We start from the raw sequence: 12,133 nt of genomic DNA, 5'->3' as shown, positions 1-12,133 counted from the left end.
CCTAACTCCTTTCAATATGGACTTCATCCGGCCGGTATACAGAAAGAATGTTACCTGCGGAATCCGCTGCAAAGAGCACCGAACGCTCTTTCTCCAAAGTAAATGCATAGACCGCTCCGTTATCCGTATCTCGAACTTCGATTTGGGCATCCCATGCAAATTCGGATACGAATACGTACAAGAAGCCGTTCTTGTAACGAAGCTTTCTTCCATATACACCTGCGATATCGCCGCCTTGCTTCCATTGCAAGCCGCTTTCGCAGCCTGCGGCTTCGATGGCGTATCGATATAGGGCAGCCAGCGTGTCCGTCCGTTCGTTCAATTCAACCGGCAGCGGACTCCAGATGAGTCGGCCTTTGCCCAGCGGGATGTCAACAACCTCATCCCCCATGCGGCCGGAACTTGCAGCACGCACTTCTTTCACAGCTTCGGCGATGCGGCGCCGCCCGAAGGATACCGGCAGTTCTGCGCCTTGCAGTCGAAGCATTTCTTCCCGGCGCACATTGTAAAGCTCCCCTTCGCCAAGCTCATCGACGAGGCGAGTCGCTGGCTTCCAATAGGCATCGAGGCTGATCGGCCCCGTTGCAAGGAGCGTCGCCCCCGAACTCTTGACGATATCGATCATCTTGTTCCAAGCTTGTTCATCGATATTATGCGCGCTCGGCAGCACAATCAGTTTCGCAGGTTGCTCCGTCAACATGTCCAAATGATATTCCGAAGCCGCGCGCAGCGGCATGTTCAGCTGATAGGCGAGCACGCGTGTCATCTGCGTTGTGGCATCGAACGCCATTTTCCGGTTGGAAAAGTCATTCGAATACGGGAAGATCGCCACGATGTCTTCCAGCGCCCGCTCCTCGAACAAATCCCGAATCTCCGCCATGAACCGCCCGAAATCGTAAGAAACATCAGCCTCCGGTTTCTCTGTACCGTCAGCGCGCAGCGCTCCGATATGCGACTCGTTGGCATTATCCATATAGAAATTGGTATTCCATATCCAATGAATGGCTCCGGCGCCTCCTGTTGCAAAGGCATAGGCGTATTTGCGCTCCAACATGCTGCGCAGCTCGTTCTCCGAACGTTTGGCGCGGCCATCCGGCGTCTCCACGTACATGATCCCTGTTTCTTGGATGACATTAGGTTTATTGTGCGTTTTTGCAAAAATACCATCCCACACAAGCTGGTCGTTCAGCCACCACGAATGCACGGTTGTATAATCCACAGCTTCCTCATAAAACAACGGAGAAGGCCGCTGCGCGCCCAGCGCTTCATCCTGACCGACCACGACGAGATGGTTCGGACAGATTTCTTTAATCGTATCGTAAAGCTCCTTCGCCCAGCGATTATGCATATCCATCGAGAACAGGCAGTAGTCCAGCCAGCGCGTCCCTTTCTTCGCCCGGTGCATATCCTGCACGTCGAAGTTAATATCCGCGGCCTCTGGAATCGCTGCCGCCTCGAATGTCGGGAGCTGTTCCGGCGACATATTCCAACGCTCTTGAAGCAGCTCAATGCTGCCGTGCCTAGCTTTAAGCCAATCTATGAATGCTGCCTGCTCGAATGCGTCGCGGCTCGAACGGGGTCCGTCTGAGAAAATTTGCGCTGGATCAAACATCGAGGGCTCATTAATCAGGTCCCAATCTACATGCGTCGAAGCTGTGTGACGTGACACGATAGAGCGGATAAACCGCTTCTGAGCTTCCACGCTTTGCGGGTCCAAGTACGGGTTGACGCCTTCCCAAGTCTCCGGTGTGAAGGAGAAGAAGGTGAACGTCACCTGCAAGTTGTGTTTCTTCGCCGTCAAGAAGAAGGCGTCGATCGCTCGCAGCACTTCTTCGGAAGCATGACCGTCCACCTGCATGATATTGCGGTATGCTGTCCATATGCCTGTGCGAATCCAGTTAATGCCCGCTTTGGCCATCTGGGCCATATCCCGGTCCCACACATCGGCGTTCGGCAGGAATAGGAATTTGCGAGCAACATCGGAGGTCATGTACGTCATGCCGACCACCGGCAGCGGACGTCCGTCTTTGATGAAATAATCTCTGTCGCAGACGATCGGCGTTCCCTCTTGGAGGAGATTGGCATCATAGCCCCAGAACCCCTGGCGCAGCACTCGCATCTCGCCATCCTCTGCCTCCGCTTTGCATGTCACCCGGTACAAGCCAGGCTCAATATCTACAAGCACAGGAATACGCATAAGATTAAATTCCTTGTTCACTGCAGCCGTCACTTGATAGCTCCAACCGGCTTGTGTGCCATCTTCACGTTCTACCTGAATGTCGAATGTCCATGCTTTGGCCGAAGCGCCATGCCTTCCCATGTGTTGGGTTTGAAGCGTCAGCACCGCACGCTCCCCTTGCTCATAGCTCGCATAATTCGGCTTGATCCACAGCTCGGTTACGCCTTTGGCGCTATATGCCGCCCAGGCCAGCAGAGCTTTGGCTCCGCCACCCTTCCAGAACGAAGCGCTGAGCGGGACATTGACGAATATCCAGCGCGAGCCGACAAACTCGCCGCGCGAGTTTTCCCATAGAACGACAGGCGCAGCGACCTCGCGGCCTTCCTTGCTAATGCCTTTCAAAAGGGGATAAATCTGCGTGCTCATCGTACCCGCAGCTCCCATTTGATGAGGCAAATCGCTGTTCCGCGTCGTATGCGGCACCATGTTCCACGTACCCGCAACCGCAAACAGCGATTCCTGCCCTTTCAGCAGCGGCACGGCTTCTAAAGCCCTATAGCTGCTAATCGGAGCCGAATCGACACGAAGCATTTCATGAATGAACAACTGTTGATGATAAGCCGTTTGCTCCTCTTCCACATGCCAAGAGCCTCCCTGCCGGCGAACCGGCCGCTTGAAGGCTGCTCCGCCGACGCTGAGAAGACCTCCGCCGCGCTTTAAGAACGCGAGAATGTCCGGCCAGGCGGACTTGGGGAAATAAGGGGCATGCAGATTGACGAAGCATCCCCCATCTGCTTGGCGAAGCGCTTCGCCGAGCCCGTCTGCTCCGACAACAAGCGCGCCCTGCGCCGCCAACTCTTCGGTCGGAACTTCAAACGAAGAAGCGCCCGGAAAAGCAGCATCGGCAAAAATGATCACAGAACGACTCATAGCAAGCCTTCCTTCATCGCTTTATATACAAGCTGGGAGAACAAACTGTTCGACCAGGCGAACCATTTTCGCGTAAAAATGGTTGGATCGTCGACATGGAAGCCTTCATGCATGTATCCGGTGTCGGCGTCCGTCGCTTCGAGCATGTCGATCATCGCCAGCTTCTCTTCCGCTGTCGAAGCCGTTATTCCCTGCATGGATAAAGCCATATGCCAAATGTAATTGTCCGGCGTGTGCGGGCTGCCGATCCCTTTCGCTACTTTACCTTCGAAATAGAACGGATTTTCCTTGCTGAGCGCGAACCGTCTTGTGTTCTGATAGATCGGATCGTCTGCGGAGACATAACCCAGATACGGAATCGACATAAGTCCAGGCGTTCCCGCGTCATCCATCAGGCAGTAGTTGCCGAAACCGTCTGTCTCGTAGGCATAGATCGGTCCGAACACCGGATGGCGATAGATGCCATACAGTTGGATACCGTGATCGATGTCCGCTTCCAGCGCTTTCAAATCATGCAAGAAGTCGATATCCCGGAATACCCACTCCGCGAATTCTTGCATATGACGAAGGGCCACAACCGCAAACATATTCGCAGGGATGTTGTAATGAAAATCGCAAGCGTCGTCGCTTGAACGGAAACCCGACCAAACCATGCCTGTATAGTTCACCGGCATCCCCAGCCCGTTATTGCGCAGCGAATCGGTAGGAATTCCGTTATTGCGGGTAAAACGATAAGGCGACTGCTCGAAGTGATGCTGTTCCGTTTTGAAGAGCTCGTAAATTTTGACCATCGCCGCTTTGAATCCGGCATCGAAAATATCCGTTAGCTCCGTTTCCTTCCAGTACGCGTAAGCCAGACGCATCGAGAAGCACAAGGAATCGAGCTCGAATTTCCGCTCCCATACCCATGGCGACATGTCCGTTTGGTCCGCTTTGTTCCAATGCCAGTCGTTCGCCGACTCGTTAAAAGCGTTCGCGTAAGGATCGATGTGAATATATTGAATATGCCGTTTAATCAATCCGCTAAGGATGCGCGCCAGATCCGGATCGTGCTTCGCGAACGGCACATAGTGCATCACCTGTTCGACTGAATCGCGCAGCCAAGATGCCGGGATATCCCCCGTAATGACGAATGTCGTTCCGTCGTCCATCAGCTTAGTCGTTGTCTCCAGCGTGTTGGGGAAGCAGTTTTTAAATAATTGCAAAAGCTTCGGACGATGCGCCAACTTCTCTTCGGCTTCCGCCAATACGTCTTGAATGGACTTTGGCAGTTCCAGCTTCGGCATAGCAATTTTCGGCAGTCTGAATTGTTCCATGGTCAGTCCTCCAAATTAATTTGATTAACAATAGTCATATGAATTCGAATGAATTACTCTTTCACGGCGCCGACCGTCAACCCTTGAATAAAGTAACGTTGGAAAAACGGATAGGCAAAAATAATCGGTCCCGTTGCAAGGACAACCATCGCCATCCGCGACGTATCCTGCGGCAGCGATTGCAGCAAGCCTACGCCAATAGAAGGATTGCTTGTATTCTGCAGCAAGAACTGCATGCTGTTCTCGATACGCATCAGCATCGATTGCAGCGGCACAAGATTAGGCGTATCGATGTAAAGCAGCGCATTAAACCAATCGTTCCAGTACCCCAGCGTACTGAATAAGCCGATCGTGGCCAGTCCCGGAAGCGAGAGCGGCAGCACCAATCTGACGAAAATGCCGAATTCGCCGGCCCCGTCGATTTTCCCGGATTCAATAATCGCGTCAGGAACGGACGTGCTGAAGAAAGTCCGCATAATCATAATGTAGAACGCATTGCCTGCCAGCGGTAAAATCAAAGCCCATAATGAATCTTTAAGCCCCATGAGTTGCGTAACAACAATATAAGTCGGTACGAGTCCACCGTTAAACAGCATCGTGAAAAAAGCGAAAAATCCGAAAAAATTGCGGAATTTAAAACTTTTGCGTGAAATCGCATAGGCAAACGTCGCCGTCAAAAGCAAGCTTACAATCGTTCCAACTACCGTTACTAGAATCGTTACACCATAAGAAAGAAGCAGCTGATCCCCGGCTTTAAACAGATACCGGTACGCTTCCAAACTCCACTTCTCAGGAAAAATCCGATAACCGTTGCTGCTTAGCGACTTCTCATCCGTAAAGGAGATGATCGTTACAAAGATAAAGGGAAACACACAGGCAAATGCAAAAATCCCCGCGACGAGGTTAAACAATATATTCAAAACAGGCGGCAATTTATGAAAATCGCGACTCTTCATCGGTTTGGCAATCACTTGGACATCCTCCTTTCCGAAAGCTTATTAGAACAGTGCATTATCTTTATCGAATTTTCTAACCACATAGTTCGACGTCATGACGAGAATGAAGCCAATGACAGATTGATACAGACCTGCTGCCGTACTCATCCCGATTTCTCCGGTTGATTTGAGGCCGCGGTATACATAAGTGTCGATAACGTTCGTTACCGAATATAGCGTTCCCGAATCTCTTGGCACTTGCAAAAATAAACCAAAATCGGCATAGAAAATACGACCGATTGCGAGCAAAGTCAGAATCGTCATCAGAGGTTTCAGCATCGGGAAGGTGATGTGCTTAATTTGCTGCCATTTGCTTGCTCCGTCAATCATCGCAGCCTCATAAAGCGACTTGTCAATGCCCATAATTGCTGCCAAATAAACAACGCTGCTATAGCCTACGGACTTCCATAGGTAAACCAAGATGATAATAAGAGGCCAGTATGTCTTGTCGTTATACCATTGGATCGGATCCACCCCGAAAGCGGAGAGAATATGATTCAGCATCCCTTTATCAAAGTTAAGGAAACTGAACACGAAGTAGCCTACAATAACCCAGGATAAAAAGTAGGGCAGGAACATCCCCGTTTGGTACAGCTTCGCCAGTTTTTTGTTGGCAATTTCCGATAAGACAATAGCTAACCCTACGGAAAGAACCAGTCCTACAACAATAAATACGATATTGTACAGCAGTGTATTGCGTGTAATGATATATGCGTCATTCGTACTGAAAAGAAATTTGAAGTTTTGCAGTCCTACCCATTTGCTTTCCACAATACTTGCCCAAAAGCCATCTCGGCTATAGCGATACTGCTTAAATGCAATCACCATGCCGGCCATGGGTAAATAAGAGAAGAACAGGAACCAGAGCGTCGCTGGCAATGCCATCAGCAGCAGCACTTTGCTTTGTTTAACATCTTTTAAGAATGCTCCTATTCTTGTCATACAATCACCCCTTATGATTAGATTGGAAAAAGATCAGGCGAATGTTCACCATTCGCCTCATCCCCAAACCACTTATTTCTTGTTTGCTGTTTTCCATGCATCGATTTGACTTTGCGCTTCTGCCATGATTTTATCCAATCCGGCTGCTTTGAATTTCTCGTTAGCCAGTGGAATGAATTTATCAGGATCAACTGTGCCTGTCATCAATGTTGCCCAGAACTCTTCTTTCACGTTTTGCACCGCGGCGATTTCTGCCGTTACTTTCGTAGGATCGAAGTTGAATCCAAGAAGCGGTGAAGGGATACCCGTATCGTTGAACTTCTTGAACTCGTCCCATTTGTTATCAGGGTCTTTTGGATCTTTATACGTAAGCAGCACGTTGCCTAGCGAGAACGTCGGCATGTCATAGTTTTTGGAATCCGGCAAGTTTTCCATTTTGTCTTCGCCAATTTTTTTGTAGTGAACGCCTTCGATACCGGAATCAACCATATTGCGAAGCACCGGATCCGTATTCAGCAGGTTCAGGAACTCCATCGCTTTTTCAGGATATTTGGAATTCGCCGAGATCGCCTGCATGGAACCCATAACGGACCAGTTGTAAATCATCGCAGGGCTAGCTTGCTTCGAAACAACCGGATAGCCATAGCTCGCAGACCATAGGTTGTCCGCAAACGGTTGGTTCGTTGCTTTATCCATGAACCATTTTCCTGTAACTTGCACATCATTTAGCGAGCTAAGCGTGGCAGCTTCAGTAGGAATGTAGCCTGCTTTGTAGTAGTTGTTCATCGTTTTAAGAGCTTGCTTCATTTCCGGCGTATCCAGAATGTTAACTACCTTATAATCCGTGTTCTCGAGCTTCACAGCCATCGGCATTTTCTCAATCACATAGTCATAAGGAACATAAGGCATGAACGTTTTGTCCACAGCAAACGGGTAGACATTCGGTTCTTTTTCTTTGATCGTTTTGAGCAGCGGCTCTACGCTTTCGAGCGTGTTGACTTTATCCAGGCTCAAATTGTATTTGTCGACCAAATTTTTGTTGAAGCGCCATACGTCCTGCGCCGGAAGCTCTTTATTGGCCGGCACGCCATAGTTATGCCCGTCCACTTTGGAACCGCTTAGAAATGCTGGGTCCAAAGCTTTGACGATGCCTTGTCCATTTTTCTGGAGAAGCTCGTCAATCGGTGCGAATGCGCCTTTACGCGCGTTTTGTACATAATCGAATGCCCACGAAGAGGTGAACATAATATCCATCGGTGTTCCGGAAGCGGTCATAACTTGCATTTTTTGGGCATAATCGCCCCAGTCGAGCATGTTCATTTTAACGGTTACGCCAATTTTCTCGGCTGTGTATTTGCTAACTTCCGTCATCACGCGATTAACATCTTTTTGCGGTGTACCAATGGTGTACCAAATTAACTCAACCGGTTTATTTGGAGTTCCCGTCGATTTCGTGTCGGTGGCATCTTTGCTTCCACACGCACTAAGTGTCAAAGAAACTGCAAGGGTTAGTCCAAGTGTAGTAGCTAGGCGTTTCTTCATCTTGCTCATTGTGTATCCTCCCTGTGAAGTGCTCTAATGTATATAAGCCCGAGGGGCTATATTTACAGTAACTCATGAAAGCATTTACAAATAGACGATAAATTAAATGATCCATGTAAAAATCAAAGAAAATAACAAAGAGGACTGACCTCCAGTTTTCCCTAGAGCAGTCCTCGATAATCCGTCGGCGATATCCCGACATACTTTTTAAACTGTTTATAAAAATAGCCCACTTCCCAATATCCCACATCTTTGGCGATGACAAGGACTTTGGCATTCGTCGTTTTCAGCAGTTCTTTCGCTTTCTCAATCCGATACCGGTTAATATATTCCGTGAACGACTCGTTGATCTCTTTGTGAAAAAGTTGTCCTAAGTAGACCGGATGAATATTGTAGAGGGCCCCCAGCATTTTGAGCGACAGCTCTTCCGCATACGATTGTTGAATATATTTCAACACTTGCTGCACAATCGGGCTGCGAACGTCTGAAATCAAAAGTCCAACGGTGGTTTCAGCAATATCCAGAATCGCTTTTTCCAAGTCTTCCAGGGTGACAGCGTTCCTGATTTGGTGAAAAGCTTGATTGTAGACCTCCGGTTCCTCGGAATGTCGGATCGCTTTCAACTCCATTTTGAAATGAATGACCATCTCAAACGCAATGTCCTGAAAATCTTGGGGCGTGATTCCCGGCAGCGACTGAATCCGCTTCAAATCGCTCTGGATGAGCTGGCAAAGATTCGCTCCATCCTTGGCGACGATCAGCTTGGCATAGGCTGGCCAATCAATCAGGGAGAAATTCGCTTTGGGATTCCCTTCACGAACCGCAAGGTCATGATCATCGATCAATTGAAGCTCAGGATAAATCCAAAAATACTCCTGCGCCTTTTTGGCCGCCGCGTAACTTTGCCCCGCTTGCTCAGGAAGATGCTCCACGCTGCCTATTGTAATACGGAGCGGACGATCCGGCATCCCGTCTTGAAGCTGCCGGAGCAGTTGGGTGAGCTCTTGCCGGCCTAGGTCGGCGTCATCCATAGCCGCAAGCAGCACGATATCCCCATCCAAATCGAAGAACGAGGTCAGCCAGTCGCAAGATTCCACCCGGGTAGAAATGGATTCAAACGTTTCCGAAGCATCCGACTCCGTTCTAAGAACAGAGGCAACCATATAGGCGCGATCGAGGTTGATGCCTAGAAGCTCTGCCCGTTCATAAAATTCCAGCGGGGCGATCTGATGCGTTAACCAGCGATGCAGCGTGTTATCCTTTAAAACTTGCTTGCTGTATGCCTGTACCAAGCGAGTCTCCTTGAAGGTGTTCAGCTTCTCCACCGCATTGTTCAGGGTCGCCTTCAATTCTTTGATATTGATAGGCTTCAGCAAATAATTCTCGATGCCGAGCATCATGCCCTCTTTTAAATAAGAGAAATCATCGAAACCGCTGAGCACAATAAACAGCAAACCCGGGTGAACCGTTCTGGCCTCACGAATCAACGTCAGACCGTTCATCACGGGCATGGAGATGTCCGTTAACAGGATATCGACCGATGTTTCCTTTAAAGCATCCAAAGCCTTCTGCCCGTTGCTCGCATGCCCTACAATTTCAAGCCCGGCCTCGGCCCAATCGATAATGTCGTACAAGCCTTCGATGATGAACGGCTCGTCATCCACAATAAACACCCTAAACATTGAAACCCTCCTTCCCCGCGTCCATAGGCAGCCATATATCTACCGTTGTGCCTTTTCCTGCCTCGCTTCGCAGCTCTAAGCCGTATTCGCCGCCGTAGAGCAGCTTGAGCCGCTGATTAATACTGCGCAGGCCGAAAGACTCCCCTTCCTTTTCTTCCGTTTCCAGGAAAGTCTCCAGCTCGCTCAATCGCTCAGGCGTAATGCCGTTGCCGTTGTCCTCTACTTGCACATGAATGAACTCCTCCACCTGTGTCACTCGGATTTGAAGCTTGTTGTCGCTGCTTTCGCTGCGCAAGCCGTGGACAATGTAATTCTCAATAACAGGCTGCAGCGACATTTTCATGACAGGAAAGGAAGCCAGCTTCCGATCACACTCCATCGAGTACGTAAACTTATCCTTATAGCGAATCTGGAACAGCTCCAAATATAGCCGGCATGCTTCAAGCTCATCCTTCAGCGTGTACGTTTTCTTTTGCTGGACGAAACTTCGGAATAGCATCGACAAGCTGTAGATCATCTCGCCGACGTCATGTGCGCCTTGGGTAATCGCCCGCATGCGAATCACTTCCAGCGTATTGTATAGAAAGTGAGGATTGACCCGAGCCTGCAAAGCCGATAATTCCGTATGCTTTTGCTTAATATCCGCCTTGTACACACGATCGATATACTGGTTCAATTCATCGATCATCTCGTTAAAGCTGCGGGAAATTTGGCCCAGCTCGTCCTCCCGGTTATCCGGAATCCTTGCGCTCAGATCGCCCTGTCTGACCTTACGCGTGAATCGAATAATCTGGTTGGTTCGTTTGGCCACATTCCATACAACCAAGGACGGAAGCAGAATCGTGAAAAATATGCAGATTGCGCTAATCGTAAAAATCGTAGTCCCAATTCGCCGCGACGAAGCTGCCAGCTCATCTTTAGGCATTAGGCCGACAACGATGAAATCTCCTTTGCTTTGCGTCAACTTCGTCACATAGGCTGTTTGATTCACATCGCTGTTCTCATAAAGTGAACCTAGCTGATCCATGTAAGGATAGGGCTTGCCGTAATATTTATCGGAGGAGTCGAACACGACGCCACCATCCGGCGTTACAACGAGAATGGTTCCCTTCAGCTCTTCCTTTTCAGTCGATACGACTTTCCAGATGCCATCCGAACTGAAAAATACGATCTGTTGACCAATATTTTTCAGCGTTTGCTTATCATTGATCGGGGATCGAACTGCGTATAAATGGTTATCCCATTGATCCGCGGCTTCGCGCAGCCATACATTGGGCAAGGAAACGCTTTTGCTGTCAAGCGCCATCGCCTCTGGAATGTAAGAATGCGTTGCATTCGTCGAGATCATCCGCAATTGGCGATTGCGGCCCAGCACATACAGTACTTGTTGATCCACGCTGTACAGCATCAGATTCTGGATATCCTCGTCGTCTTCCAGATGATTTTTGAAATACTGCAAGCCGTCATTCCACGTACTGGTTCCCCCAAGACTGTACTTGTACTGTTCAAGACTATGCTGTACATATTCCTGGAATGGATGCTGCAGCATGAAAGTAACACCCGCAGCCAGCGAGCTGTCCCGATATAGCCCGAATAGAATGGACTGCGTCGACTCGTATTTCTCCCCTAAATAATTGTTTACGTTCGTCATTGTTTTCTTCTGTACATCCAACTCTCGATTGATCGCGGCTTGCGACACCGAACGATACATGAAATAAGAAAAAGAAATTATCGTGATAACCGTAATCAGAGAGAACAGGAGCAGCAGTCTCATGAACAAGTTTTTTTTCAAATAAGTCAAATATGTTTTCACGAACCCCATTCAACCATCATCTCCTGATTTAATCCGGTTCATTATAACATGTCGGAAACGGCATATGAAAATGCGGGGGATCTATCGCAGATGCTTGAGGGTTCCAAACCCGTGCTTTACGAAAAGGCGAGGTACATTAACGGGAAAATCCCCCTCTAAATGGCTCGGATGATGGCCTTGCAGGGAATTTAGAAGGAAAACCTTCCGTTAATTTGAGCGGATTTCGAAGATTCTCGGCAAATCGGTGCAAATAGAGGGAGTTTCTCCTGCTAAACATATCTGACAAGCATCTGCAATCCATTTAGCGGGAAATTTTCCCTTTATTTTGCAGCGTTATAGGAACTCCATTCCCTTATTTAGAGGAATATTGGGATTTTGGCTGCTTAAGGAGAACTACAGGGGCTTATTTAAGCGCCATGATAGTGATTTCTAACCGAAATTGTGAAATAGCGGACCGTAGTTCCCACTTTTCGGATGAGTCAGCTATTTTCGTTGCAATAGCGTCCTGTAGTTCCCTTCTGAACGAGGTGTACCTTCCTGCGTCAATAAGGTGTGCCTCTCGATCGTACAAATGACAAAAAAAGCCTTATGAATCAAGGCTTTTCTGTAGAAAGGTTATGAAGCGGAAGACGGGATTCGAACCCGCGACCCTCGCCTTGGCAAGGCGATGCTCTACCCCTGAGCCACTTCCGCATGTGATCCACTTAGAGGAAGTTGAATCCTATGGTGGTCAT

The 12,133-nt window shown here is 48.9% G+C and carries 7 protein-coding genes and 1 tRNA gene; all 8 read right to left on the bottom strand.

Annotated features, from left to right (window positions below; genetic code table 11):
- Position 1: 1 nt before the first annotated feature.
- The 8 genes from GC097_RS13440 to GC097_RS13405 all read right to left on the bottom strand — a co-directional run bounded on the left by GC097_RS13440 (position 2) and on the right by GC097_RS13405 (position 12,092).
- A complete protein-coding gene (locus GC097_RS13440; RefSeq protein WP_171683810.1) occupies positions 2–3,109 on the bottom strand; it encodes a beta-galactosidase in 3,108 nt (1,035 codons plus the stop codon).
- Positions 3,106–4,425 (bottom strand): glycoside hydrolase family 125 protein, encoded by a 1,320-nt coding sequence (locus GC097_RS13435; protein WP_171683809.1) that lies wholly within the window; start codon positions 4,423–4,425, stop codon positions 3,106–3,108. Before GC097_RS13435 ends, GC097_RS13440 begins: the two co-directional genes overlap by 4 nt.
- Positions 4,426–4,478: 53 nt before the next feature.
- The gene (locus tag GC097_RS13430) at positions 4,479–5,381 is read right to left on the bottom strand and encodes a carbohydrate ABC transporter permease (protein WP_171683954.1); all 903 of its coding nucleotides are present in this window, start codon (positions 5,379–5,381) and stop codon (positions 4,479–4,481) included.
- Between the two features lie 42 nt (positions 5,382–5,423).
- Positions 5,424–6,362, bottom strand: a complete 939-nt coding sequence (locus tag GC097_RS13425) for an ABC transporter permease (protein WP_171683808.1) — start codon at positions 6,360–6,362, stop codon at positions 5,424–5,426.
- 72 nt (positions 6,363–6,434) lie between these two features.
- Entirely contained in the window at positions 6,435–7,913 is a 1,479-nt protein-coding gene (locus GC097_RS13420) for an ABC transporter substrate-binding protein (RefSeq protein WP_171683807.1), read from the bottom strand.
- A gap of 152 nt (positions 7,914–8,065) precedes the next feature.
- Positions 8,066–9,586 (bottom strand): response regulator transcription factor, encoded by a 1,521-nt coding sequence (locus GC097_RS13415; protein ID WP_171683806.1) that lies wholly within the window; start codon positions 9,584–9,586, stop codon positions 8,066–8,068.
- Positions 9,579–11,408 carry a sensor histidine kinase gene (locus tag GC097_RS13410; RefSeq protein WP_171683805.1) on the bottom strand — a complete coding sequence of 610 codons (1,830 nt, stop codon included), beginning with the start codon at positions 11,406–11,408 and terminating at the stop codon, positions 9,579–9,581. The genes GC097_RS13415 and GC097_RS13410 overlap by 8 nt, the downstream gene beginning before the upstream one ends.
- 612 nt (positions 11,409–12,020) lie before the next feature.
- Positions 12,021–12,092: transfer RNA gene (locus GC097_RS13405), tRNA-Gly, on the bottom strand.
- Positions 12,093–12,133: the final 41 nt, after the last annotated feature.

It is taken from the genome of Paenibacillus planticolens (assembly GCF_013141725.1).
In the GTDB taxonomy this organism is placed as follows: Bacteria; Bacillota; Bacilli; order Paenibacillales; family NBRC-103111; genus Paenibacillus_E; species Paenibacillus_E planticolens.
Note: the sequence above shows the minus strand (reverse complement) of the source record. Positions and strands in the feature narration are given on the sequence as shown.

Excerpts from the sequence above, each read along its gene's own strand:
- GC097_RS13440 (WP_171683810.1), bottom strand. The coding sequence starts at position 3,109 with ATGAGTCGTTCTGTGATCATTTTTGCCGATGCTGCTTTTCCGGGCGCT.
- GC097_RS13435 (WP_171683809.1), bottom strand. The coding sequence starts at position 4,425 with ATGGAACAATTCAGACTGCCGAAAATTGCTATGCCGAAGCTGGAACTG.
- GC097_RS13430 (WP_171683954.1), bottom strand. The coding sequence starts at position 5,381 with ATGAAGAGTCGCGATTTTCATAAATTGCCGCCTGTTTTGAATATATTG.
- GC097_RS13425 (WP_171683808.1), bottom strand. The coding sequence starts at position 6,362 with ATGACAAGAATAGGAGCATTCTTAAAAGATGTTAAACAAAGCAAAGTG.
- GC097_RS13420 (WP_171683807.1), bottom strand. The coding sequence starts at position 7,913 with ATGAGCAAGATGAAGAAACGCCTAGCTACTACACTTGGACTAACCCTT.
- GC097_RS13415 (WP_171683806.1), bottom strand. The coding sequence starts at position 9,586 with ATGTTTAGGGTGTTTATTGTGGATGACGAGCCGTTCATCATCGAAGGC.
- GC097_RS13410 (WP_171683805.1), bottom strand. The coding sequence starts at position 11,408 with ATGGGGTTCGTGAAAACATATTTGACTTATTTGAAAAAAAACTTGTTC.